Raw genomic sequence first — 26,518 nt, 5'->3', positions numbered from 1 at the left:
ATACGTATGAAGAGCAAAATGAAGTCAAGGGCGCCGTGGCCCCTGGATGTGTGTCGCCCGGCGCCCGACCTTGCGGAAATCTATCTCTGCGTTGAGTTTCTGCTCATACACCCACCGGCTTGCCTGGTGGCGCAGGTAGCGCTCGGTTGCACAGTCGCCACAGTTGGCCTTGAAGCCGGCCGGCTGCTGGAATACCAGCCGCACGGACGACCCGCAGACCGGGCAGGCCTGCAGCGCCACGAGTTCCTGCTGACGCAGCCCCAGGGCCTCGGCCTGCTGACCGGCGTTCGCAGCGGTCAGTGCCTGTTGCAACTGAGCCAGGTGTTTTTCCGACAAGACCTCGCGAAGCACCATCTGGGCCGACCCCGTCTCCAGGCTGATGGCGCTCATCGCCCCCCCCGCCCCGCGCATCACGGTGCCCGGCACCTTGGTAATCGGCGTGCCATAGGCCTGCAGCAGCGGCTGCCAGAGAATCGCATCAACCAGATGGCCAAAGCGCTCCACGCCGTAGAGATCAAAGGGCGAAAGCGCTATCCAACCCGCCTCCAGCGCCGCCTCGTTGTTCACCTGCCCCAATGCGGGCCAGGCAATGACCCTCTTGGGCAGGCCAGGAGTATGGTCCGGGCGCTCGGTAAAGCTGAACCAGGGCACCACCGTCAGCAACACCTTGGCGTCCGTACCCAGGATGGAACTCACCAGTTCCCACTCCAGGCCTGAACTGCGAAGGCTCAGGGTTCGTCCCGCCCATTGCGCCTCATCCTTGCCATCCAGGTAAGGGGCCAGGGCGTGGCGCAACATTAGCCCCGCATAGCGTGAGTAAGCACTCGCCAACTGGCGATTTTGCTGAAGGCGCTCCTGGGGCGGCTTGCCTGCACGCCCCTGTACCTTGCGTAGTTCCTCCCACAAGACCGCCACATGACGATAGTGCGCGTCGTGACTGAGGATATTGGTCAAGTGCAGGCCACCGCTGGCTTGCGCCGACCGAGGCACCAGCGGATACAACCCAGTCTGTTTCAACCCGGCTATCGCCTTGGAGGCCGCCTTCAATTGCCGCAGGGTTTCACCCAGTAAATGTGAAGCTTCGCTGGTCATTTCCTGGTTACTGAAGGTTTGCCCCCAGAGTGCGCAAATGGCAATGGCCAGGCGATGATCAAGGCCATCGGCCCCATAGAATTCCAGCGCCTTGCTCAGGGTGCCCTGGATCTGCTCCAAGGTCGCGATGCGTCGCCACAGATGCCGCTCGATACGGTCCAGCAGGCGCGCATACACACGGTTTTCGTAAGTGTTGTAGTCGTCCTCGCTGAAACGCGCCAACACTTTCCTTGGGATGACACCGCTCAAGGTCTGCCGCTGCCAGCACTCCGAGTGAGACGCCAGGTGCACCAGCGCGCCTTTGGCCATGCGCTTGGCTCGGGCTACATCCGTGACCTCATCTTCGTAGTGAAGATCCAGGCGCGGGCGCAGTGATACCTGGTGCAAGTGGCCCTTGCTGATCACGTCCAGCAGCGACACCTCGAACGGCAACAGATGGCTTTGCTCATTGATCACCTCGGCCGGCATCAACGGCGACCTCAAGGTTGCCTGCCGCGAAAACTCTGCATCTAGGAACTCAAGCGCACTGGCAAACAGCTCGGCCTGAGGAGACAGCAGGGCGTTCGACGGCACGAACCCATGCAGCGCTTCGTCCAGCAGGCAGCGGTCGCTGCCATCGGGCACCAGGATGTCTTGCCGCAGTAGGGTGTGGCCGTTGATCGTCACGCCGGATTTGCCGGCCCAGCAGAAGCGCCCGGGCTCGACCAGCCCGGGCAGCGTGGCCACGGGCTCGCCCAGCAGTCGGTCAAACCAGTTCAACGATGCCCTTCCCGGCGTTTGATGTCCGCCGTCAGCAGGTCCAGGGATTTGACCGGGTCGCCCTTGAGGTTCGCCTTGATCCAGAAGCTTTCAAGCGCGCTCATCAACTCCGTTACATCTGTGGTGCCAACGTCATAGCGCCCAGTCACCTTGCCCTTGCGCATCACACGGGTGGACAGCAGATGGTCGAGGGCCTGCCCCTCACTCGCTCCGGTCTCCAGCATGACCGGAATAAACCGCAGTGCCTGTTTCTCAAAGCGGTTGCCCCAACCTAGGTCAAAATGGCTGGCCAGTTGCTGGGTAAATTCATCGCGGGTCAGCCTACCGAGCAGGTCCTTTACAGGCATCTCATGGAGCAAGCACGCCCGATTGAAGGCTTTTTGCAACGAAAAGAATGAGTACCGCTTCTTCTCGTAAGGCTGGATGACAAACCCCGCATCCTGCTTGGGCAGGGTCATCACGTGGGCACGGTCGTAGGTCTTGTCGGCCAACTCGCTGGTGGATTCATCATGGTTGGCGGTACCGATGAACCAGACGTTATTCGGCACCAGTATTTCCCGGCCGTTCTTGAGGTTGAGCGGCGCACCCGACAGCGCGACTTCCGACAGGCTGATCAGGCGCTCCCTTGGATCATTCTTCTCCAGCGCCGAAAGGAACTCGGAGAAATACTGCTCGGGTCTGGACAGGTTCATCTCGTCCAACAGCACCACGTTGCAGGCGTCGTCCCAGCGAGGGGTCTGCGCCTTGTACAAGGCTTGCAGACAATCCTTCTCATAGAAACGCCGCTCAAAGGCGTTGTAATGGCCCAGCAGGTCATCCCGGTCACGCCAACCCGCTTGTACGGCGATATCCGTGCAGAAGCCGCCCATGGCCTTGGCGAACGCCTTGGCCAAGCTAGTCTTGCCTGTGCCGCTAATGCCCTGGAACACATGAAGCTGGCTCATGGCCAAGCCGCCCAACAACACCCGGATGTCTTCAATGGGATAGAACAGTTTGACCGAGGCTTCTGCAGTGGCGATGCGGTGCTGCAATTCAACCGCGAACGGCCCGAGGTCCTGCACCTCCTCCAACTCAGCGCCAGCACGGTAGTCCTTGTGAGTGTCCATCAAGGACATGGCAGGGAATGGCGTCTGGGTTTTCTGTGCGTTGGTCAGTTGCTCAACGGTGGTGGCCAGGTCATTGATCCTGGCGTCCAGGACGGTTGCATGAGTCTCCAGCACGCGTCTTTTTCGCTCGCTCCATTCAAGGTCAGTGGCCGCGACACGCGTCATGCCAACTTCGCGATTGGCCTTCTCGTATTTGGGCATGATGTCGGCAACCTGCATGCCCAGGTCCGCCACCTGCTGGCGAAGCTTATCGTTTTCGCCCTGCAGCTCTGCGATATCGGATTGTTCCAGCCGGGTAAGCAGCGCCCTGTTGTCTTCACGCAGTGCACTCAGTTCGTCGAGCAGGACCGTCGCCGACTGATCCCCCAACTGAGCTTTCAACAACTGCAACTCGGACAGCTCGTTTGCACTCTTATCCACCATTGCCCAGGCCTTGCGCTCGCGCGTTTCCACGCGTTCCACCTCGCGTGCGAAGCCGTTGCGCTCCTGCTCCATCTCGCGCGCAACCTGATCCTGCTGGGTCGCCTTGGCCTCCTTGACGGCGGCCCACTCCCGGTCCAGGCGGCGCGTGCGGTCCTCCACCTGCTGCTCGCGTTGTGCAAGCGCATCTTCACGGGTATCCAACACATCGGCACGGGCAGCCTCGGCTTCAGTGCAACGGAATTTCACATCGGCGAGCTGCCTGGCGAGCTGGCGCAATTCCTGGTTCAGGGCCTGTTTTTCTTCCTGAAGCAGCCCAATTTCGCTGTCATGCTGTTCGCCCAACATGCGCTGGCGCTCTTCGAGGACCACCAGCGCCTGGCGGTTCTGCTCGGCAAACCCGGCCTCGGCATTGACCTCACGCAGCTTGACCTCACGCTCGCGCTGCGCCAATTCGCCATCGGCTTGCGCCTGTCGCTGCCGCACGCGTTCAAACTCGGCCTGGCGAAGAGCCTGGGCCTCATGCTGTACCTCAAGGACGGCCTGGCGTTCATCCAGCTGTTGCATCCGCGCATCACATTCCCGGCCGGCCTGGTTGGTCAGTTCCCAGCGCTCCTCATACTCTTCGAGCAGTGTATCTGCGCGCTTGCCCAGGTCCTTGCAGAACTGGGCGAAGCGCTCGATCCAGGTCGAAAACGCCTTGCTGTCGTCATCGCTGATGTGGGCGACCAGCTTGCTCAAGAAGGCTTCATCCACCGAAAAATCAGGGGCCAGGGACACACCGGAATACAGCTTGGAGGCACTCCCGAAGGAGGCGCTCCACATTGGCACCTGCTTCTCCAATTGCACGCGATTGGCAGTCTTGGCAGGTGCGGATACGCCGCCTATTGGGGCGCTGTAAGGGACGTTGCGATTATTTTTGGCCATTACATCCATTCCTTGAAACGTTCGGTAAAGTCCAGGGCGTATTGAATATGTTGCTGCGCCATCGGCACGGTCACGGGGGTGACTTTCTTGCCGGTAAATTTGCTGTGGGCGTGGCTGCCCTGGTTACGCAGGGTGGCCAGCGTCAGGAGCTGTTCCAGTTGCAGCTGCTCTTCGGTCAGCGTCTTGAAGGGATGCCCGGCATGGCTGCTGGCGCCCCAACCGGCGGCAAAGAGCAGTGCCTTGAGGGAGCTGCTGGGGCTGGAGCACGCCGAGATGACCTGATCCAATTTTTGCCGGGCCAATTGCCCAACGACCTCGGCGTTGAACGCGGGCAACCGAAACGACGTCAGGATTTGGCGAGTGACGCGATAGTCAGCACGCTGCTCTCCCCTGGGCATCAGGGCAGGATCGACCGGGAACGTGCCGATCAGCCATTGCATCACCACCTCCAACAGTTTCTGGCACTCGGTCATGGCTGCTTCAAGCTCATTTTCGGCGGTATCGCCCTGGGCCAGTTTTTCCTGGCGGGACAGCAGCGCTGCCAGGTAACGCTTGATATCCGTCTGGCGCTCGACCCAGGGAAACTCGGTTAACACCCGAAGATCCGCCTGCTTTTGCAGATCGGCCAGCCACTGTTCGACGCTCTGCTCGTCGCCGCGAGCTGCCTCCACCAGGCTGGACAGGTACTTGAGCAGCCCCTGGTTTGCCTTCACCAACGGCAACAAGCGGCTGTCCATCCACCAGGCCTGGTCACGCAGGTCGAACGGGTCCCTGATTGCCCACAACTGCCCACCATCCGGGTCTGGCGTAATCCACACCAGTACATGAGCGAGCCGGGCCTGGGCGTCCTGGCGCTCCACCCCTTGCAGCTTGATCTGCTCGGGCAGGTCGGCCTTGCCATACAGCTGCAGCGTTGCCCGGTAGTCCTCGCGATAATCCCGATAGGCTTTCATCAACGCTGGCGTGCTGCAGGCCGGCTGCACACGCTGGTTGGGCAGAAGCAGAAAAGGTGCAGTCGTTTGACCGGTTTTCCTGTTCAGGGCAAAGACCGGGAACTGTCCACGTGTTTCGATCGGGACGATGTCCTTGAGCTGTGCCTCGAAGCGCGGCCATAGCTCACCGCCGAGCGCGTCCTGGAAGAGGTACCCGGATTTGAGATTGGCACTGGCCTCCTCCTCGTCCAGCAGCATGCGCAAGCCCTTAGGGGTAACGGCATCCGCACGGGTCACCAGCCAGCCATTGCTGACAGCTTGAGCGAGGATCAGCTTGACCAGGTCTTCATGCAGGTTGGTCAGCTCGGCAATCGCCTCTGCCCGCACCACTTGGGCCCTGATCAGGCCCAATACGGCACGTTGAAACAGGTTCAACCGTGCACGCGTGACTTCGGGGTACAGCACCCGATGCACCCACACCGGCCACAACACGGCGCGAGCGCTGCCATGGGGCCTTTCGCCGAACTTGAGGTAGGTTCCCGATTCACCGAAGGCTGCCATGCGCACCTCCACAGAGTTGGTGCAGTGCCACCAGGGCAGGCACGGCTTCCTCTGCATCGACATGGGTCGCCAGCGCCGCATCGCCGACGCAGATCAGCATCTGGCGCTGGCGACTCATGGCCACGTTCATCCGGTTGGGTAACCGCAGGAAGCCGTATCGCTCATTGAGCAGGGTCTCCCGGGACTTCTCCGGGCTATCTTCGGCACGCCCGGCCGGCCCGCGCCGACCTTGCGGGCCGGTGCGTACACAGGACAACAGCACCACATCAAACTCCTTGCCCTGGAAGGCATCCACCGAACCAACCCGTAGCCGCTCTTCTGAGTACTCAGACCCATCACTGCGGACTTTTTTCGCCCACTTGAATTGCTCATGGGGCTCGATGCCGGTGCTCTTGCGTTCCATCAAGGGCACACCATCGATCTGCACCTGGGTCAGTTTTTCCATGATCAGGTCACGCTGTGCGGCATAAAACGTGATCACCCCCACGGAGAGGGCTTCACCGCCCGCGATCATCAAACGCTTAACCTCTTCCACGACCCGCTCGGCTTCGGCTTCGCGCATGGGGCTAGTCCCTCCGAGACGTTGCGCAAGGCCCGCGCTGGCCGGCACATCGATCCACTGGCAGACCTTGTTTTCGTAATGCCCACTGTCGTTGCTCAAGGCCCGGATAAAATCCGGCGCAAACGCAAACTCATCATCCTTGCGCGTGGTCTTGACCGCCTCTAACCCGACTTTTTCATAAAACTGTGCACTGACAAAATCCCCCAGCACGCGGTGCATGCGAAACTGTGTGTCGAGCATCACCACGCGGCGAATGCCGTCTTTTTTCTCCAGGTCCTGCAACATCAGGCGCATCCTCTGGAAAAGACTCGAGCGCAAGGCCTCCAGCTGCAACGCGGTGAGTGCATGCTCCTCCTGCAACTGGCTCTCGACTTCTGGCTCTAGCATGTGCGGCAACTGGCGGTCATCGCCGACCAGCACGATGCGCCGCTTGGCCATGGCCATGGGCACGAACAGGTCCAACGGGTTGGCACGCGCGGCCTCATCAACGATGACGGTGTCGAACTCGATGTCCATGCTGTCCAGGTCTGACACGGCCTTGAGGCTGGCCATCTGGCGACCGGCCGCCTGCTGGCAGGTGGCGCCCACCACCATGGAGTATTCCTGGGCCGCCGCCATGGCGGCGGCACGGTCCATTTCCAAACTGCCAGCCAGTTGCTCCAGTACCCAGGCCACCCCCAGCTTGCGCTGGGAAATCTTGTCTTGCAGATGCTGTTCCAATTGGTCGATCAAGCTGACGCCCAGGGCATCGAGTTGGTGCTTGAGTTGCGCAGGTCGGTAATCCGGCAGGAAGCGATCCAACAAGCGGTTCTTGCCCTCGACCAGGCGCTGCAATAAATCCTGCGAGGCCTGCCGGCAATCGGCGGCTTGCTCCAGCAACTCGCGCATTCCCTCACCGAGCGCTACATCGTGGCGCTTCAACCAACTGAGCAAGTCCCACGCACGGTCGGCACCGTCATCACTGAAGGCGCCAGGCTTAACCCGCAGGGCGCGAATGCGGCGCAGGGTTGCGCTGTCGACTGCGTCGGTGCCGCTTCCGGGAGGCAAAGGGTTGATCTGATCGATATAGTCCTGCAACGCCTGTTCCAGCCGCGCAGGCAGGAGCAGGCCGTGTTGCGCCATTGAACGGGCCGTCGCCAACATGCCCTTGAATGCATCGGCCCGTTCTGCTGGTGAAAGGCTTGAGACACGGGTCATCAACAAGGCCTGTGACAAGCGGCTGACGGGCTCCAATTCCGGATAGCGTTCGTACTCCTGGGCAATTTTGCCCTGGACATGCTCGACTTGGCGTTCAAGCCAGGGATCGATGCGATTGTCTTCTTCAACATCTCGACGCCTGCCGCCGATGCGTGTGGCCGGCAACTTGAACACGTCGCTGCGCTCCAGGGCGTTGTCCACGGCATCATGCTGATAGCTGCTGATCAGCACCTGCCCGGCAATGTTCTGCTCGCGCGTTTCTTCCGCCAGCCTGCGCTGCAAGGCCGCGATCACCTGGGTTTTGCCGGTACCGGGAGGGCCGATGATGATCGCCAGTTCCGGCGTATTGAGTGCCTTGTCCAACGCATCGATCTGTTTGTCGGTGGGTTGACCACCTTTAAACGACTCCTTGGCGTAGGCTGTTAGGCCCTTGAGCGTGCGGCGCCGCTCCGCCGGTATGGCCAAACCTTCGAGCAACCACCTGAGTGACGGCAGGCGCCTGCCGGAATCAATGGACTGCTTGGCGATAAGGCGTCGTTTGCCAACTGTGCGGTTACCGGCAACGGACAGGTACAGCCAGCCATCGGGGCTCTTGGGTTTAACGTCGTTATGGGTCGACACCGGCGTGAACACCAGACACTGTGCTTCAAAGCGGATCCGCCCACGGGGTGTCGGGGCAAACGAGGCGGACGGCGCTTCATTGCTCAATTCTTCCGACCAGTCCGGCGGCGCGTCTCCCAGGTCGAACTGGGTATCGCGGGACAAGTCCAGGCCCTTGTGACGCTCGCAGAACAGTTGGTAAGCCTCTGGGGACTTGGGCCACAAGCGCCAGGCGTTTTCTCGGCCGTTCTGGAAACTTTCATAGCGCACGAACCGCAACGCCTTGAGGGTCTGGGCCTGTTGCAGCGCGCGTTGCCACTCCTTGTCGTTGTACAGGTTCCACAATTCCAGGTAGCCCGCATTGTCGCGCAGCATAGCGTTGAGCAACACTTGCTGGGCGGGGCTATTGAGCTGCGCCGCGACCGACGCATCCCGAAAGGCAAAGTCACCCACCAGTAACGAAAACGAATCGCTGCGCCGCACATGGCGAGCCACGCGTTTTACCAGCAGCGCACCGTCGGCGGTGCGCTCGATATCAGCGCGCCACCCTATGCCCAACACCTGGAAGCTGCCCTTGGCTGCGGTGTTGTTGAAGCGCGAAAGGGCCAGCCAATCACCTTCGAGCGCACCTTTGACGACAAACTGCTCCTGCATCCACTGACAGGCCTGTTCGACATCGTTCTGGCCGATTTCCTGATGGGTATACAGGCTGTCGGCAATCAGCCCGTCGACCCTGAACTCCAGGTTCATGGCCGATACATCGGCAGGTGCGCAGTACTGCACCTGCAATTGGTTTTTTTTGCACGCTGCCAGCATCCAGCGCACCTGGTCCCGTGACGCCAAAGGGCCGAACAAAGTGCTTTGCGACGGATTGCAGGTCACCACGATACGTTCGTCTCCCTGCACCACCAGCCAATCATCCTGGTAGCGCTGAACGGTGATCGCTTCGTTCACGCGCAAAGACTGGGTTTCCTCAGTCGTCGAGAGGCTCAACACATCCGCGCAAAACAATGGGAATTCTTGAATGTTCATCGTTCATCACCACCGGAATTGCCAGACGACATGGGTTTCCCCGGGAGGGCCGATATGCAACTGGTACGGCTGGTCATACTGGCCACGACGTGCCGCCTTGAGCCCCTGGAATTTCCCCAGTTGCTTGGGATCACCCTCGCCTTGCAGGTACAGCTCGCCGTCTGGCAACTGGTGGATCTCCAGGCCCTTGCCGGTGTATTCGAGGCGTACATGGTCGGTGGGCCAACGGTCATAACTGAACGAGGGCAACAACCGCTTGAGCTCTTGGTTTGCCCCCGGTTGCAGGTACATACGGCGGCCGGTGGCGATGCGGTGGTCAGGCAGTTCGGCGTCCCTTTCTTCCGGCGACAGGCAGATGAACTCCTCGAACACCACCAGGTTGGCGTCGACCGGTGCATCGCAAAAAAAGCAGGCCATGTGCGCAGGGTCAACGCCAGTGCCCGGCATCAACGAGGTGGCGGTGCATTCGGCGCACTCAACCATGCGTTCGTCGATCTCCACCAGGGCTTCCAACCATTCGGCGATACCCGGGCGGGCGATTGCATCGTGCTTGCCCTGCTCGAAGCAGCGTCTGAACAGCGCGGGCAAGCGGCTGTGTTCGGCCAATTGCAACGGCAAGTTGGCAAAGCAGACATTGTCGGGGTTATCCGAATCATTGATCCATGGATGTTCCCCCCGCAATGCCGCGTCCTCTTCCTCCGGCTCACCCAGTTCGACCAGTTCGCCCTTAAAGGGATGGTTGTGGGTCAACACGCGATAGGCGATGACGGCAAAGCTCCAGCAGTCCGTCAGGCTCGACAGCATGGCCTCGCCGCGTACAACTTCCGGCGCGCCATAGTCGGGGGTGTGAAGGGTCAGGCCGCTGTGGGCCTGCGGGCTGATGTTGTCGCAGTCGATCAGCCAGGTTTCGGCAAACCCGGGATCATCCGACACAAAAATATTGGCCGGGGACAGGTCTCCGTAGAGCATGCCGCGCCCATGCAGCTGGTTCAAGGTCCTGGCCAACTGGCACAGAATACGCACCCGCCGACGCAGGCCGCCCTGGGCCAGGTAATCACTGGCGGCATCGTCCTCGGCGGCGACAAAACTGTCCAACAGGCTTTGCAATGGAACCAGCCCGTCCATCAGCTCCATGACATAGCCAAAGCGCGGCGGCTTGAGCAGTGCCAGCGGTCGCGCCAGTTTCAGGTCGCTGAGGTCCTGTCGGATCAACCATGCCATATGACGATGCCAGCGTTGCTTGGCATCGAGGTCAGTATGGATAAAGCCCTTGACCAGGACAGTGGGCAATTGTGTGCGATACACCACACCTTGCCCGCCACGGCTCATCTCGCTCAACAAGTCGTAGCGAGTGCCCTTTTCATCCAGGACATGCTTGGTACTGCGCTGGGTAGCGGTCATTGTTTGTGATCCGTTCGAAAGATACCGGCGATGCTCTTGTCATCACCGTGAAGTGGCGTGGACCAGGCGTGCATTTCTCGCTCCAGCCAGGTACGCATGCGGCGTCTGTTGCTGCGGGCAAGGCGGCGGTAAACCACATCGAAAAAAGGTTCCAACTGCTCGGGGATCAGATCGTCACTGATGCCGTCCGTCATCAGCAGCACGCCATCGCCGGGGAGTACCAGTTCGAATTCGCAGGTCTGCCACAGCCCCTCGCCTGCCTGGGCCAGGGTGTCGGTCTGGTTGCCGAACCCCTGGCGCGCCGCGCTGACCACCCGGAAGGCACCTCGGCTCTTGAGCAGCAGCAGCCCATCCCCTATCTGCCCGGCCTGCCCGCGGCCGCGGGCATCGACCCGGGCCCACAGACAGGTGGTTTCGTAATCGCGATAGCGGGTGCCGAAATGCTCAAGCCAGGACAAGCGAATAGCCTGGCCCAGTGTTTGTGCAGACACGGCGAAGGCCTGCCTGGCATGTTGCTTGACCAGGCGTACCGCCTTGCTGGAGCCGATGTGGCTCAGGCGCCGGCTACCCAGGCCGTCGCAGACCGCGATGCACCATCCCTGACTCACGCCATAGACCCCCATGGCATCCTGGTTGACCACGCCGTCCTGCAGGTGCCCCGGCCCGATGACCCTGGCACCCGACGCTGCCAGGCGCATCAGAATTCCCAGTCTTGATCGTCGGCAGGCGGCAGCTCCAACGGGAGCGTTTGATTGGGGGTCGACGACTGGCTACGGGCGCTGACGCTCATGGTCACGGCACGGAAGAAGCGATGAATATCCCGTGCCTCGGAGGCTTGAAACAGCGGCGCTTCCGGATCATTGGCGAAGTCGGCCAGCATGCTCACATCTGCATCGGCACCGATGCCCATGGCGAAGCGCGTGGCCTTGGAGGAGCGCTCACCATTTTGCAATCGCGCAAAAGGTGTCTCCCACTCGTCATTGGGGTAACCATCGGAGACCAACACAATCACCGGTTTGTAGGCGCGGGACGGTACGATGTCTTTGTCTTCGATCAGTTGGCTGGCCAGGCGCAATGCGCCGCCCAACGGCGTGGCGCCATCCGCCGTGAGATGGCTGAAACTTTGGATTTGATGGGCCGGGGTCAAGGGCAGGTTCAACTCTGCGCTGCGACCGCCAAAGGTGATCACGCTCACCTGGATTTCAGCGCGCAGGCGGCTTTCATGGGCAAAGGTGGCGATCATGTCCTGGAGCGCGCTGTTCAACGCCTCGATCTTGCCGCCCTCCGACATGCTGCCACTGGTGTCCGCCAGCACAATCACAGGCAAAGGGCGCGCAGCTTGGATCTGGAATTTCTTGAGCTCTGACATTTCAACGGTTCCTTGGTAATCAGTAAGTGACGTCCTGGTTATAGCGAGCTTCGTGCCAGAATAATTTATTTGTTTAAAAACAATAAATTACGAAATACAAGAATCAATAACGCCCGACAAAAAATAATATTCATTACTTCAAAGTAATTTTTCTTACCCTCGCTTGTTATTCGACACAGTGCTTTTCGATCCACTTGCTCAGGGTCTGCTGGCTCTTGAGCCCCAGGAGCAAGGCGGCTCTGGTTTTGTTCTGGCCCGTTGCGGCCAATGCGCCACGCACGTAGTGGCTCACGACTTTGGAAATGATGTGGTTGATGTCCACCCCTTGGGACACATCCATCGCCATCAGGTCGTTGTCCTGCGCCGGCAGTTTGAACAACGCCTGGTCAATATCGCCCCGGGTAATCAGCGAGTCCTGGCACCAGAGCGCAGCGCGCAGCAAGGTGGCGTGTAACTCCCTAACGTTGCCGCGCCACGGGTGCCGTTGGATGAGTTCCCTGGCCTCCAGCGAAACCTTTTTGTCCTTCAGGCTGGAATCTTGGATGCCGATACCGGCCAGCAGCGCGTCGGTCAAGAGCCGCAGGTCACCCTCGCGCTCGCGCAGCGCCGGCAGATGCAGGACACCTACAGCGATGCGATAAAACAGGTCCTCACGGAAACTGCCCTGTGCGACGTCTGCCATCAGATTGCGGTGAGTGGCGGTGATCAGGCGCACATTCACCTGCACTTCACGACTGGCACCGACCGGCGTGAAGGTGCCCTCTTGCAGTACACGCAATAGCCGCACCTGCACGGCCAAGGTCAGTTCACCGAACTCATCAAGAAATAGCGTCCCGCCATGAGCCTGCTCGAACACCCCAAGCCGATCTGCAATCGCGCCGGTAAACGCACCTTTTTTGTGGCCGAAGAGCACGGAATCAACCAGTTCAGAGGGAATTGCACCGCAGTTGACAGTGACGAACGGCTGGCTAGCGCGCGTTCCTGCGTTGTGGATGGCTCGGGCAAACAACTCTTTGCCGGTACCCGTCTCTCCATAGATAAGGACCGGCACGCCTTTCTCAGCAAGCACGTGGGCCTGTGCCTTGATGGCCAGCATGCGACCACTTTCCGCGACGATGCTGTCAAACGCGGCATCCACCGGCACTTGCTGCTCAGCCAGTTTGGCCAACTGGTTGCCGCTGATTGCGCTGGCCGCTGGAATATACTCGGCAGCGATTTCGAAGGGGATATCAACCTGCTGGACACCTTGTTCCAACGAAGATTGATAGAACACTGCGGGGTAACGGGTTTTGCCCAACAGGATCCACACCGCCTGCATCGCAGGTGTTCCGGGGCTCAGCAAGATGGAAAGCTGTACCCCTTCTCCCACCAACCGCTGCAGATGCCGATTGGCCGCGTGATAAATCTCGCCGAAATGCACAGGGGAAGATAACGGCTCGACATAGGCCGTGACGGGAATATCGACTTGCTCGCGGAGCCAGCGAAGATAACGCTCAACCTGCTCCGCAGGGTACGCACACAAGAGTTCGACGCCATCGAAATCGACAGCAGCGAGGGCCGAACGGACAGGCCCCGCCTCCTCGCCGATCACCGCTTTCAAATCGTTAGCGCCGATCCAACTGACCAAAACCTTATGCTTTACCGCAACCATCCCAGGGCTCCAACAAATCCTTTTGCTAACGAAGGCCCTCATCACGATCAAGGACTATCGCTACCAGATATCAAATCAAATGCCTTTATACTTAAAAAGTGGCCATTTAACATCTATCCGTTAGTAGGCACCCACGTGATCCTATTTACTTCGATTTAGCATCAGGCTGATGCGGCAGGCTACACGCACTCTCAACCTGTGAGTTAGCAGCGGATTTGGCACCGACCAGGACCTTGCAAGAGATTCCGAGCTGACCGCTAGAAGCCGCGGCCGACGGATCTTTCGAGGGTTCAGCGGCACGACTATCTGGTCAAACCCTTTTCCTTTACCGAACTCTTGCTGCGCATTCGCACTATTCTGCGGCGCGGCGTGGTGCGGGAAATCGATCACTTCCACCTTGCCGATCTTGAACTGGACCTGGTCCGCCGTCGGGTCACCCGTCAGCAGCAGGTGATCGTCTTGACCAACAAGGAGTTCGCCTTGTTGCATCTGTTCCTGCGCAGAGAGGGTGATGTGCTGTCCCGGGCACAGATTGCGTCAGAGGTCTGGGATATGAATTTCGATAGCGACACCAACGTGGTAGACGTCGCCATCAAACGCCTGCGCAGCAAGGTCGACTCGCCCTACCCAGTCAAACTGATCCATACGGTGCGCGGCATCGGTTACGTGTGCGAGGTGCGGTCATGTGGCCCCGACGCCAGCCCTCCCTGACCCTGCGTTCGACGCTGGCCTTCTCGCTGGTCGCCATGCTTGCCGTAGCCGGTGCGGGGTTTTACCTATATGCCTCCATGCGCGCCTCGGTGCTGACGAACACCGATCACGCGGTGATGGGCCGCCTGGAGCACTTTCGCAAGCTCCTGCATTACGAGCTCGCCCTGGACAAACTGCGGGCAAGCCCCGAGATCTTTAAGAACATGCTCGACAGCGAAGACGACATTTTCGTCATCAGCGAGCCTGGCCAGCCGCCCGTGATCAACGTCAATCCATTGGACGTGACGCTGCCGGAGCTGCGCGTTATCAAACCGGACGCGAAGCTGCGCGTGGATGACTTGCGCAGCAGCATGACCGACGCGGGTGTGCCGCTACGCGCCGCCACCGTGCAGACCATGTCCGGCGGACGCACCGTACAGCTCACTGCCGCGCACTTGATGGCCAAGGAAATGGCGATGCTCGAGGCCTTTCGCGAACGCATCTACCTGGCGGTGAGCCTCGCGTTTCTGGCCACCGCCCTGCTCGGCTACATATTGCTGCGGCGAGGCCTGCGCCCGTTACGCAAGATGGCGGCCCACGCGGCCAACATTACGCCTCAACGGCTCGACAGCCGCATGAACAGCGCAGACACTCCGGTCGAGTTGCAGCAACTGAGCGACGCCTACAACGCCATGCTCGATCGCCTCGCCAACGGTTACCAGCGCCTGGTGCAGTTTTCCGCCGACCTGGCCCATGAAATCCGCACGCCGATCGGTTCGCTGATGGGGCACTTCCAGGTGGCTCTGCGTCAGTCTCGCACCCCGGACGAGTACCAGGCGCTGCTGGCTTCAAACCTGGGCGAGCTGGAGCGCATTTCCCGGATTGTCGAGAGCATCTTGTTCCTGGCCCGCGCTGACGAATCGCAAGCGGTGGTGGAGCGACAACACCTGGCCCTGCACGACGAAATACAGCGCATCTCCGATTACTTCGAGGGCCTGGCAGAGGAGCGCCAGATCACGCTTCGTGCTGTCGGCAAAGGCATGACCCACGCCGATCCCTTACTCCTGCGCCGCGCATTGAGCAATCTGGTTGCCAATGCCATTCGCTATGCCGATAAAGGCAGTGAAGTGCTGATGCGGGTGGCGCCGAATGGAGCAGGCTGCCGCATCGATGTGGAAAACCACGGCCCCGTGCTAGCCGAAGAAACCCTGCGCAAGCTGTTCGACCGTTTCTATCGAGGCGACACATCCCGCCATCAGAGCTCCGACTCATACGGCCTTGGCCTCGCGATCGTGACCGCGATCATGCAACTGCATGGCGGTGAAGTGAATGTGGAGCAGCCTGAACCTGGAACCATTCGTTTTTCTTTGTTTTTCCCAGGGCGCTGATCAACACTCTGCGATAGGCGGGCTTGCGCCGCTCAAGAGCTCCTCAATGCACCGGATCCAGTCGTACCCTTTTGACGCTACGATCAAACTCTTGGAGGCTGAGTTCGATGTCCAACTCCCTCGTCGCCAGGTTGGCCACGCTGATACGCATTGCCGTTCGATCCTGTCAAACCTTGCCCCCACACCAGCACACACCCTCTGCCTGGATAGCATTGATCACGACCAGGGCGGGCCAAATGAGATCAGCACTTGGTTAAGCACGACCTCACTGAGTATTTCATAGCCACACGCCGCAAGGGCCCACGCGAACTGAAAGACCTGCCGAGATATTGCGCAACCAGTGCTATAAGGCCGTCGCGTCCCAGATGCAGGGGTGCAGCACATGTTTCTCAACCCCGTGCCCACTAGGGAGATTCAGACGTGCAGAGGGAAGGCTAGCGTTTGCTGTCTACCCCGCCGACCAGATAAGCAGTACTCATCGGTATCGCCGCCCGTAGATACGCCGCCTGACAAACCAACAAAATCCAGGTGTCATAGGCCATGTTAAGTCATTTGTGCTCATCGGTCGCCCAGGAACCAACCCGGCGAAACCGCCGATGAGCACACTCAGGGCCGGTTGACCAGCGCCCATAGATACACGGCGCCGTCTACATGCACCCAGACGCTGTGCTGACTACTGTTACGGCTTCGCAATAGGGTTTAGGTCAGCGTGGGCCCCACTTTCCGGAAGGTGGGATCAAGGAGTTACAAACAAGCAGAAAGTAAAACTAGCTTATTAACGTTATTGCAGTGACCACGAGCCCGCCGGAAAGCGCGCAGTGTTCGAGTGCGAACTGCATAGACGTTGTCCGCTTTGGTTCTTCAAGGCACCAAAACGGATGAGCTAACGGGATGCATAGTAAGGTAAAACACGCCAGTATTACTGCCCCAAACCATCCCATCCCTCCAGCGTTTGAAATTAGCAGAATCGAGCCGCCCAGCTTAATAAAAATGACTGCCACGGCAACCAGTCTTGGTGCTGGCAGTGAGGTGTTCACTATCTCTTGAACAAAAGACTGAAAGTTTACAACGCTAATAACGCCAGCGATAATAAAGTATGATGCAAGCACACTTCGCGCAAGAATCATTGCGACCGGACTTGTCAGAATCGATACAGCCATATCATTCATGTATATCTTCACCCCTCCCTAAAACCTCATAAAAAACTGAAAAGCAAAATTTCAAATCTGGCCTTCCAAAACATTCAGAGGTAGATCAAGATCAAACCAAGCAAAAAAAAAAAAAAAAAAAAATAAGAAGTCGAAAGCTAGAACTGCATACTTCCGACTTCTTAAAAATACAACTTACCAGGGAGCCTAGAAAAAGATGTTACTTCTTTTTGCCCTCTTGGGCATGGAACATGGACTTGGCATAGAAAATACCGAGGCCATGTGCACCGCCGTGTTTCTGAGCGATGTTGGTTACCGCCTCATATGTGCTTTGGCGCGACCAGTCACGCTGGTATTCGTAGAGCACTTGCATCCAGGTCACAGGTTGAGCACCTGCTTGCACCATACGCTGAACGGCAGCGTCATGCGCTTGCTTGCTTGAACCACCCGAAGCGTCCACAACGATGTAAACCTCATAACCCTCGTCCAGAGCACTCAGCACAGGAAGGGTCAGGCAAACCTCAGTCCACAAACCAGCCATTACCAGCTTTTTACGACCGGTTTTCTTGACCGCGTTTACCAGGTTTTGATCTTCCCAGGCATTCATGAAGGTCCGATCAATAACCGGAGAATTCGGGAAGACAGAGGTAATGTTCGGATCCAGCGGCCCCGCAAAGGTGGAGGCCGAGATCGAGGTCAGCACAGTCGGAACATTAAAGGCCTTAGCCGTTTCAGCTAAGGCTGCAACACTGTTCATTACTTCTTTGCGGCTTTCATTTTCCACACCAAAATACATCTGTGGCTGATGGTCAATCAAAATGACAGCCGAGTTTTCGGGTGTCAGCAGTTTTGGGCTTGGCCCAGACGCCATAGCTGATACAGAGGAAACGCCTAGTACAAATGCAGCAAGCATATGCCTGAACTTCATCTTCAATCTCCTAAAAATTAACCAATGACGCATTGCGCCTATTTCGAGTTGGCCGTAAGACGGACTATCAAAAGTCCACGAACCCTTAATGAAGAAGGCAATGAACTCTGATGAGCAAAGATTAGGACCGGGCGCCTGGATTGAAAATAGAAATTATAGAATCCTATCCTTTCCATATTTTACATCTCGGATTTATGTCAAATAAACAACCGCAGCTCAGCTGAACGTCCGGTCTGACTCAGGAGACACACCACTGGAACATCACGCCTCACACGATCGGTCCAAGGCTTGCAGGGGTGTGCACCCAAGGCTCATTTGCCATGGTTGTCGCCAAGTAGTTGATCAGCGCCTGCACTCGCGCTGGACGCCTCCGTCCAGGGGGCGTCAGGATATGCAACTCAATCGGGTCGACGAGCCAGTCCCGCATTGCGACCTCAAGCTGGCCCGTTTGCAACTGATCCCAAACCAGGAACTCTGCTTGTAATGCAAGCCCGTGCCCGGCAAGCAACGCCGGAGTAAGGGCTTCAGCGTTATTGGCATGAAACTGTGCATGCACGACCTGAGAGCACTCACCGAGCTCAGTGTGACGAAAACGCCAACTTTCACCGACTTGCGAATTGCTGTACTGCAACGCTCGATGGTTGACCAGATCCTGAGGATGCTGAGGGTGTCCGTATCGTTCGAAGTATGCAGGTGCTCCGACCAACAGAACGCGAACCTGGCATATGCGCCGCACTAGCAAGCTGGAGCTTTCCATGCTGGAGATCCGAATTGCCAAGTCGTATCTACCGTCGATCAGATTTACTTTTTCATCATTGAACTGCACATCAAGCGTGACATCAGGATGTGCAGACATGAACTCTGGCAGCATGGGAGCCAGCCGCATAATTCCGAATGACATGGGAGCAGCCACGCGAATTCGCCCTTGCAACGTCGTGGATTTCTCCATCACCGCCGCTTCCAAGGCATTCCCCTCCTCCAAGATACGAGCAGCCGTTTCTAAAGCGGCTGATCCGCTCTCAGTCAAAGATATGCGCCTTGACGTACGATGAAAAAGCGTCGTTTTAGTGCGCGCTTCCAGGCGAGTTACCGCTTTCGATACTGTCGCCTGCGATAACGAAAGCTCACTGGCTGCGCGAGCAAACGATCCTGTCTCAGCAACCTTCGCAAATATTGCCCAAGCTTCAAAGTCGGGAAGTCTATTCATGATGCCTGTCAACTGCCCCCACAATTCTTCACATAATCGTCCCTAAGCATTCTACTCCAGCAAGGAAAGGTTTAGGACTGACGGAGCACATCCGCTCAAGAAACTTACAGATAGAAAGCTCCACTTATAAGTATTTGGAACGACGAGGGTGAAAATTTAGTAAGCACTCTATGAATCCCGCGTTTAACTGATATAGGAGGCTGAAGCCAGTTTGCCATGATGATGCGGACCAATGTTAAAGTCGAAAAATCAGTTACAATGTAAGGTCAGGCATAGACAGTTGCGATTGTGGCCGTGCGACGGCTGACTTCCCATCCAAGCACTTCCTAGATGGAGGGTTGATGGACCTGCCAGTAATCCTGGGCACTGATTAAGGTTTGCACCGCCCCCCTGAATCCACTTGCTCTAGTTACCTCCCCCCTTTTGCGTTCTTTATTTCTGCCGGTGCTGAGCGATGCATAGTGCTCGCCCACAATTGCTCAAAGAATATCTCCTATCATTCATCAAATCGAACAAATGGGTTATGTTGGAGACGTTGTCTTAGAATCCAATCCTTGCCACCTTACTAGGGAGTAGCCGAGCCCCTCGCCAAGACTAGCGTGAAGGCAAATAAAATTGCCTAACGAATAATCAGGGCATTACGACACAGGAACGACGTGCGCCTTAGCGTGTGCCGATCACACCCCGGCGCACTTGATCCCGCTCAATGGATTCGAACAGAGCCTTGAAGTTGCCCTCGCCAAATCCGCTGTCGCCTTTGCGCTGGATGAACTCGAAGAACACCGGCCCCAAGGTGGTCTCGGAAAAGATCTGCAGCAACAGGCGGCGGCTGCCTTGTTCCGACGAACCATCGAGAAGGATGCCACGCTTTTGCAGCTCCTTGGTCGGCTCGCCGTGGTTGGGCAGGCGTCCCTCGAGCATCTCGTAGTAGGTCTGCGGCGGCGCGGTCATGAACTGCGTGCCGTAGGCCTTCAGAGCGTCCCAGGTCTTGAGCAGGTCGTCAGTCAGGAACGCGACGTGCTGGATGCCCTCGCCGTTGAACTGCATCAGGAACTCTTCGATCTGACCGGAGCCCTTGGACGACTCTTCGTTCAGCGGAATACGCACTAAGCCATCGGGTGCGGTCATCGCCTTGGAGGTGAGCCCGGTGTATTCGCCCTTGATGTCGAAGTAGCGGATCTCACGGAAGTTGAACAGCCGCTCGTAGAAGTCCGCCCAATACGCCATGCGCCCGCGATAGACGTTGTGGGTCAAGTGGTCGATGAGCTTGAGGCCCGCACCGACCGGGTTGCGCTCGACGCCTTCGAGGAACACGAAGTCGATGTCGTAGATGGAGTTGCCTGGCTCGAAGCGGTCGATGAGGTACAGCGGCGCCCCGCCGATACCCTTTATCGCCGGCAGTTTCAACTCCATCAGCCCGGTCGGGATTTCCACGGGCTGGGCGCCGAATTCCAAGGCACGAGCGTAGGCTTTCTGCGCATTTCGCGTGCGGAACGCCATGCCGCAGATCGACGGGCCATGCTCGGCGGCGAAGTGCGCAGGCTGGCCGGTCTTTTCGTTGTTCACGATGGCATTGATTTCACCCTGACGGAACAGCGCCACATCCTTGGAGCGGTGGTTGGCCACGTGCTCGAAGCCCATCGACCTGAGTACAGGTTCCAGCACGCCGGGTTGTGGCGATGCCAGCTCGATGAACTCGAAGCCCATCAGCTCCATGGGGTTGTCAAATAAATCGGCCATATACGTATCCTCGTCAAACGTGTGCACTGATGATTTTTCCTCGGCATTCGCCGAAGCCAATTGATGCGAAACCGGGGCGGACGCAGCAGGCGCGCAGGAAGATCTCGTCGCCGTCTTCCAGGAACATGCGCTGTTCGCCCGAGCTCAGCGTGACGGGCTGCCGGCCACCCTCGGTGATCTCGAGCAGACTGCCGAATTGCCCAGGCACGGGGCCGGACAAAGTGCCCGAGCCAAGCAGGTCACCGGCTTGCAGCTGGCAGCCGTTGACAGTGTGATGGGTGAGCATCTGCGCCATTGTCCAGTACATGCTCAAAGTGTTGCTCAACGTCAGGCGCTGGGGCGCCAGGACCTCTCGGCGCATTTGCTCGGTTTGAATGAGAACCTCCAACTCGATATCAAACGCTCCCCGCGCCTGGTCGGCGGTGTCGTGAAGGTAATCCAATGGCTGCGGGTCACCAGCAGGACGCGCCGGTTGTGCGCGGCGGAACGGCTCCAACGCCTCCAGGGTGACCACCCACGGAGAAATAGTGGTGATGAAGCTTTTCGACAAGAACGGCCCCAGCGGCTGGTTTTCCCACGCTTGCACATCACGGGCAGACCAGTCGTTGAGCAGGCACAGCCCGGCGATATGCTCGCGCGCATCGGCGATCGGCACGGGCTCGCCGATGGCGTTGCCCTTGCCAACCCAAACCCCGATCTCGAGCTCGTAATCCAGGCGCTGGACAGGCCCGAAGCGCGGCGCAGACTCGCCCGCTGGCAAGGTCTGACCATTGGGCCGACGAACCTCCGCGCCAGAGGGGCGGATGGTGGAAGCCCGGCCGTGATATCCAATGGGCACGTACTTGTAGTTGGGCAGCAGCGGATTATCCGGGCGGAACAGCTTGCCGACGTTTTTCGCGTGTTCGACGCCCACGTAGAAGTCGGTGTAGTCGTTGATCTGCGCCGGTACATGCAAGGTGCAGGTTGCCGCAGCCTTCAAGCACGACTCCACCCGCCCACGCTGCTGCGAACCTTGCGCCAACAACCTTTGAAGCTCGCTACGCAGCGCGACGCGAACGTTTCGATCGAGCGCGAAGAACGCATTCAATTGGCCGGCGTCGGTCGCCTCGACCGCTCGGCACGCTTCGCTCGACAGCACACCGGTCGCCTTCAGTGCCTGCAGGTCAAGGATGAAGTCACCGATGGCGACACACGCCCGGCGTCGATCATCGGCATCGCTGAAGATGCCGTAGGGAAGGTTCTGCAGCGGAAAGTCGGCGTGCGCATTGGCGGATTCGACCCAGCTCTGCGCGATGGAGGTTTTACCAGACATGCTCAACGGCGCTCCGGGTCGAAGGTCGTGGGGATCGACACCCAGCAAGCGTCGTAGTCCGCTTGCAGGCGCGAGGTTTCAAGCGCGTATCGACTCGGGCGCAGGACCTGGCTGGTTTCGAACATGAACGCCATGGTGTCGGTGATCTTCACCGGCTGCAGCTCGGCCGCCACCGCCTGCGCGCAGGTAGCGCCATCGGGCCCATGGGCGCTCATGCAACTGTGCAGCGAGCCGCCACCGGGCAGGAAGCCATCGGCCTTGGCGTCGTACTCGCCGGTGATCAGCCCCATGTATTCGTTCATGAGGTTGCGGTGGAACCACGGCGGACGGAAGGTGTTCTCGGCCACCAGCCAGCGTGGCGGGAAGATCACGAAGTCGAGGTTGGCCAGGCCGTGCACGCTGGTGGGCGAGGTCAACACGGTGAAGATCGACGGGTCCGGGTGATCGAAGCTCACCGTGCCAATGGTGTTGAAGCGGCGCAGGTCGTATTTGTAGGGCACGTTGTTGCCGTGCCAGGCCACCACATCCAGTGGCGAGTGGTTAACGGTGCAGCCCCACAGTTCGCCAAGGAACTTCTGCACCAGCACGGCCGGCCCTGTGGTGTGTTCGTAGGCCGCGACGGGCGCGAGGAAGTCCCGTGGGTTCGCCAGGCCGTTGCTGCCAATGGGCCCGAGGTCAGGAAGACGCAGGGGCGCACCATGGTTTTCAGCGATATATCCCGCAGCACTGGTGTCGAGTAGCTCTACCCGGAACTTCAACCCACGCGGCAGCACGACGATTTCCTGAGGCTCGACCTCAAGCTTTCCGAGCTCGGTATGGATCAGTAAACGGCCCGACTGCGGCACCACCAGCATTTCGCCATCGGCGTTGAAGAACACTCTCGTCATCGAGCGGTTGGCGAAGTAGTTGTACACCGTGACGCCGGTAGGTCTTTCCGGGGCCGAGCTGGCGACCATGCGCACCAGGCCGTCGATGAAATCGACCAGTGCGGTGGTCGGCGTCAGCGGGCTCCAGCGTAGGCGGTTGGGCGTTCTCGCGCCCAGCCCCCCGCCGCCCAGTTGGTGCTCCAAGCGCACGAACTGCGGGTGGTTGGCAGACGGCTGGACCCGGTACATCCAGGTTCGCCGGTTTTCTGCACGCGGCATGGTGAAGGCCGTACCCGAAAATAGCTCGGCATATAGTCCAAAGGGCACTTTCTGCGGTGAGTTCTGCCCTACCGGCAACGCACCGGCGATGGCTTCGCTGCTGAACTCGTTGGCAAACCCTGATTGATATTCCAGCTCGACGCTCATGAGTACTCCAGAATGCTTGAATCCACGTACCACGCCCTTCAACGCGCTCGACTGCCGCGCGGACTCAAGCGTTGGTGTCCAGCGCTTGCACTTCGATTTCCACGCCGACACCAAAGGCCAGTTGCGCCTGCACCAGGCTGCGCACCGGTAGGCGTTGCGGGTTGAAATAACTGCGGTAGACGTCGTTGAACGCAGCGAAGTGGCTCAGGTCGCTCAACCACACGGTCACTTTCACGACCTGGTCCAGTGAGCTTCCCAGCGCGCGCAATGTTCTGGAAATGCTGGTCAGCACGGTATGGGTTTGTTCGTCGATAGCGCCCGCGTGCGGCTTACCATCGTTATCGAACGGGATTTGTCCGGAGAGAAAGAGAAAACCACCAGCACGCACCGCCGAGGAAAATGGCAGCGCTGCAGCGCTGGGGTAATAAACAGTGTCTTGCATTCGATACGCTCCCAAGCTCAAAACAACGAAGAGGAAACTTGCAGGTGTTGATCGGTGCGCCCCAGTACCCCGTAGCGCCGCCAGTGGTAGGGGGTGAGGTCGATAGCCGGTTCATTGCCCATCACCAGGTCGGTGATGATTCGCGCCGAGCCACAGGCCATCGTCCAGCCCATTGCGCCGTGGCCACAATTGAGCAGGATGTTCGGCACTCGGCTGGCACCGAGGAACGGCAAGTTGTCGGGCGTCATGGGGCGTTGCCCCACCCACCGCCGTGGCGTGCAGGTCTTCAGTTGCGGGCACACTTCCCCGGCAAAGCGCTCGAGTTCCTTGAAGCGGCGCTCGACCGTGCGCCTACCCGGAACGCCTACATCGGCGAAGCCGGTGAAGCGAGTGGCTGCGCCGAAGTTGGCCCAGGCGACCTTGTGCGGGATGGACACGGCGCCAACCGTCGGGCCCTGCGTCAGCGGCGCGTCGTAGGAGACCGAATAGCCCGTCACCGGGTGGATCGGCAGATCGTGCTGGATGGATTTGAGCAAGCTGCGCGAGGCCAGCCCCGCGGTCACCACCACCAGGTCGGCCTTGCAATGGCCCTTGTTGGTGAACACGCCCTTGGCACTGCGGTCGCGTACGTCGAAGCCCAATACACGGGTGTCGAACTGCACCGTGGCGCCCAGCTCCACGGCCTTGTCCAGGGCGGCACTGGCATAGCGCGCGGCATCGCCGGTGCCGTCGTGAGCGCAGTACACACCCTTGGCGAAGGCGACTTCGGACTTGTTCAGCAAGGGTTCCCTTTTCAGCAGGGCGGCCGCGTCGAGCTCTTCGAAATGCTCGCCGGCCTCCTGCAGCAGCAACGCATCGTGCGGGCCGGGCGCCTGCCCTTCGCCGTACAGGTAGAGGATGCCGTTGTGTCGGCCGCCATAGCTCGTCTGGGAGATTTCATCACGCTTGAATTGAAGGTCGCGGGAGTAGCTGGCAAGGGCCAGCGCAGCCTTCGAATTGGCCAGCCAGCGCGACTCCGTCGCTTCGCGCGCGAACAGGGTGGCCCAGCGCGCGAGCGCTGCCGTCCAGGGGCCATAGATGCCGATGCCATCGCCGAGGCCCAGCAGCGACTTGATCGCTACGCCGACCACACCAGGCTCCGCCCAACTGAAGCAGTGCCCCGGAGAGATCAGGCCGGCATTGGCCAGGCTCGCGCCGGTCGCCGGCGCCTGGGCGCCTTCGATGACCTCAACGCTGTGACCTGCGTTGATTAATGACAGTGCAGTGACGGTGCCACTGATGCCTGCTCCCACGACGATGATGTGCATCTGCAATCCTTCGATTCAATGTCAGGCATGCGTATGCCTGGCGAATTACCGGTGGCGTCGAAAAAATAAACAGCCGAAGAAAATCTCTTGGCGGTGAAACTTCCAAAAACCAACCGGATGCGGTGGGCCGCATTGCAGCCCACTGCGGTGCCTATTCAGGACGTTAGAAAATATTGATGGGGTATTCGACGAACGCCCGTACTTCATTGCCGCTCACGTTGTAGTCGCTGGCGTTATCCGAAACCCTCAACCAGGATCCCCGCAGTCGCAGTTTCAGGTTTTTCGCCGGGCCACTTTGAACGACGTACTGAACCTGGTTGAACAGCTCGTGCTCCCTGCCCTCGCCGTCGTTGGTGCGGATGTTGTCGCCGCGCACGTAGGCTATGCGGTAAGTCAGCCCTTGCAAGCCGAATGCAGCGAAGTCCAGGTCATAAGCGAGCTGCCAGGATTGTTCGTCCTCGGCGTTGAAATCCGACCAATAGGAGTTGGCCAGGAAAATGGTGCTTCCGCCATCGCCTACACCGCCGACATTTTGGTACCGGCCATATTGGTAGCCGGTATCGCCGCTGCTGCGTTGATGTGCCAGGGTCAACGAGTGAGCGCCGTAGGTGTAAGTCGCCGCCAAACTCCAGATGGTGTTTTCACGACCGGTCGACAGCGAATCAGCGTAGGCCTGATCCAACCTAGAGTGGTAACCGTTGAAGTCAAACTTCAAGGTCTGGACCTGGTCGAGCGGCAATACATAGGTCGCACCTAAGTAGTGTTTCTTGAGGCGGTCTTGTACATCGGACATGTACACCGAGGCACTTAGCCTTTCGCTGAATTCATAGCTGCCCCCGAGCACGTCGATCTGCTTCAATCCGCCACTGTCGCGACCTTCGGCACTCTTGCGGGCCTGCGCGGTGAAGTGTCCGGCATTCAGTTCCAGGCCCTTGATTTCACGAGAGACGAGCAAGGTGCCGGTGTAGCTTTCGGGCAGCAGGCGGGCGTTGTCATAGTTCAGCACAGGCAACGCTGGCATCAGGTCACCGTACGAGATAACCGTGTTCGACACCCTGAACTTCACAGATGCGCCGCCGCGGCTGAGGTCGCTGGCCGCCTCTTCACTGTCACCACGCTTGAAGAAGTCAATGCCACCAGCGCCGGACTTTCCTTTACCTCCATCCAGACGAATACCGTAAAGCCCGAATGCGTCGACACCTACGCCTACAGTGCCCTGGGTGAAACCAGAACTGAACTTTCCGATGACTGCTTGCCCCCATTCCGCCTTGTCTTGGCGACCGTCATCGTAATCACGACTGATATAGGCGTTTCGAAGCAGAACATCGAAGTGGCTGTCTTCAACGAAGCCTTTCGACGCGGCCTGATCGGCACCCACGGCCTGCCCGACGAAAGCAAGGCCTGACAGCATCAACCCCAAGCGATAGTTGCCCATAAAAGCTCCCCATCTGTTTA

Annotated in this window: 18 protein-coding genes and 1 pseudogene; 2 read left to right on the top strand and 17 right to left on the bottom strand. The window is 59.0% G+C overall.

The genetic code is table 11. The annotated features are described in order from the left end of the window. Positions 1-24: 24 nt before the first annotated feature. The 8 genes from ACW9IB_RS03640 to ACW9IB_RS03605 form a co-directional block, all read right to left on the bottom strand. Entirely contained in the window at positions 25-1,851 is a 1,827-nt protein-coding gene (locus ACW9IB_RS03640) for a hypothetical protein (RefSeq protein ID WP_457412413.1), read from the bottom strand. Further along, positions 1,848-4,304: an AAA family ATPase gene (locus ACW9IB_RS03635; protein WP_457412411.1), complete on the bottom strand. Its 2,457-nt coding sequence runs from the start codon at positions 4,302-4,304 to the stop codon at positions 1,848-1,850. Before ACW9IB_RS03635 ends, ACW9IB_RS03640 begins: the two co-directional genes overlap by 4 nt. Next, entirely contained in the window at positions 4,304-5,797 is a 1,494-nt protein-coding gene (locus tag ACW9IB_RS03630) for a hypothetical protein (protein ID WP_457412409.1), read from the bottom strand. The genes ACW9IB_RS03635 and ACW9IB_RS03630 overlap by 1 nt, the downstream gene beginning before the upstream one ends. Continuing rightward, positions 5,781-9,188 carry a DEAD/DEAH box helicase gene (locus ACW9IB_RS03625; protein ID WP_457412406.1) on the bottom strand — a complete coding sequence of 1,136 codons (3,408 nt, stop codon included), beginning with the start codon at positions 9,186-9,188 and terminating at the stop codon, positions 5,781-5,783. The genes ACW9IB_RS03630 and ACW9IB_RS03625 overlap by 17 nt, the downstream gene beginning before the upstream one ends. A gap of 6 nt (positions 9,189-9,194) precedes the next feature. After that, a complete protein-coding gene (locus ACW9IB_RS03620) occupies positions 9,195-10,589 on the bottom strand; it encodes a protein kinase domain-containing protein (RefSeq protein WP_457412404.1) in 1,395 nt (464 codons plus the stop codon). Then, positions 10,586-11,287, bottom strand: a complete 702-nt coding sequence (locus tag ACW9IB_RS03615; RefSeq protein WP_457412401.1) for a PP2C family serine/threonine-protein phosphatase — start codon at positions 11,285-11,287, stop codon at positions 10,586-10,588. The genes ACW9IB_RS03620 and ACW9IB_RS03615 overlap by 4 nt, the downstream gene beginning before the upstream one ends. Further along, positions 11,287-11,958, bottom strand: a complete 672-nt coding sequence (locus ACW9IB_RS03610; protein ID WP_457412399.1) for a vWA domain-containing protein — start codon at positions 11,956-11,958, stop codon at positions 11,287-11,289. The genes ACW9IB_RS03615 and ACW9IB_RS03610 overlap by 1 nt, the downstream gene beginning before the upstream one ends. A 166-nt stretch (positions 11,959-12,124) precedes the next feature. Continuing rightward, on the bottom strand, positions 12,125-13,609 hold the full coding sequence (locus tag ACW9IB_RS03605) for a sigma-54 interaction domain-containing protein (protein WP_457412396.1): 1,485 nt from the start codon (positions 13,607-13,609) through the stop codon (positions 12,125-12,127). Positions 13,610-13,909: 300 nt separating this feature from the next. Between ACW9IB_RS03605 and ACW9IB_RS03600 the strand changes: the two are divergent. Both ACW9IB_RS03600 and ACW9IB_RS03595 read left to right on the top strand, forming a co-directional pair. Further along, positions 13,910-14,320, top strand: a pseudogene (locus tag ACW9IB_RS03600) (winged helix-turn-helix domain-containing protein); the annotation flags it as partial. Continuing rightward, a complete protein-coding gene (locus ACW9IB_RS03595; protein ID WP_457412394.1) occupies positions 14,293-15,687 on the top strand; it encodes a heavy metal sensor histidine kinase in 1,395 nt (464 codons plus the stop codon). The pseudogene ACW9IB_RS03600 and the gene ACW9IB_RS03595, both read left to right, overlap by 28 nt. Positions 15,688-16,454: 767 nt before the next feature. On the opposite strand, the gene ACW9IB_RS03590 is transcribed toward ACW9IB_RS03595, so the two are convergent. The 9 genes from ACW9IB_RS03590 to ACW9IB_RS03550 all read right to left on the bottom strand — a co-directional run bounded on the left by ACW9IB_RS03590 (position 16,455) and on the right by ACW9IB_RS03550 (position 26,498). Continuing rightward, positions 16,455-16,814, bottom strand: coding sequence for a DoxX family protein (locus tag ACW9IB_RS03590; protein ID WP_457412430.1), 360 nt, complete (start codon positions 16,812-16,814; stop codon positions 16,455-16,457). A gap of 241 nt (positions 16,815-17,055) precedes the next feature. Next, positions 17,056-17,706, bottom strand: coding sequence for a hydrolase (locus tag ACW9IB_RS03585; protein ID WP_457412429.1), 651 nt, complete (start codon positions 17,704-17,706; stop codon positions 17,056-17,058). A gap of 325 nt (positions 17,707-18,031) precedes the next feature. Then, a complete protein-coding gene (locus tag ACW9IB_RS03580) occupies positions 18,032-18,970 on the bottom strand; it encodes a LysR family transcriptional regulator (protein WP_457412391.1) in 939 nt (312 codons plus the stop codon). 663 nt (positions 18,971-19,633) lie between these two features. After that, entirely contained in the window at positions 19,634-20,710 is a 1,077-nt protein-coding gene (gene hppD / locus ACW9IB_RS03575; protein ID WP_457412388.1) for a 4-hydroxyphenylpyruvate dioxygenase, read from the bottom strand. A 13-nt stretch (positions 20,711-20,723) separates the two neighbouring features. Continuing rightward, on the bottom strand, positions 20,724-22,022 hold the full coding sequence (fahA, locus tag ACW9IB_RS03570) for a fumarylacetoacetase (RefSeq protein ID WP_457412386.1): 1,299 nt from the start codon (positions 22,020-22,022) through the stop codon (positions 20,724-20,726). A 2-nt stretch (positions 22,023-22,024) separates the two neighbouring features. Then, positions 22,025-23,314: a homogentisate 1,2-dioxygenase gene (gene hmgA / locus ACW9IB_RS03565; protein WP_457412383.1), complete on the bottom strand. Its 1,290-nt coding sequence runs from the start codon at positions 23,312-23,314 to the stop codon at positions 22,025-22,027. A gap of 64 nt (positions 23,315-23,378) precedes the next feature. Next, on the bottom strand, positions 23,379-23,756 hold the full coding sequence (locus ACW9IB_RS03560) for a RidA family protein (RefSeq protein ID WP_457412380.1): 378 nt from the start codon (positions 23,754-23,756) through the stop codon (positions 23,379-23,381). A 17-nt stretch (positions 23,757-23,773) separates the two neighbouring features. Then, positions 23,774-25,063: an FAD-dependent oxidoreductase gene (locus ACW9IB_RS03555; protein WP_457412377.1), complete on the bottom strand. Its 1,290-nt coding sequence runs from the start codon at positions 25,061-25,063 to the stop codon at positions 23,774-23,776. A gap of 163 nt (positions 25,064-25,226) precedes the next feature. Further along, on the bottom strand, positions 25,227-26,498 hold the full coding sequence (locus ACW9IB_RS03550) for an OprD family porin (protein ID WP_457412375.1): 1,272 nt from the start codon (positions 26,496-26,498) through the stop codon (positions 25,227-25,229). Positions 26,499-26,518 lie beyond the last annotated feature (20 nt).

This window comes from Pseudomonas sp. SDO524_S393 (assembly GCF_054071875.1).
This window is presented reverse-complemented; position numbering and strand designations above follow the sequence as displayed.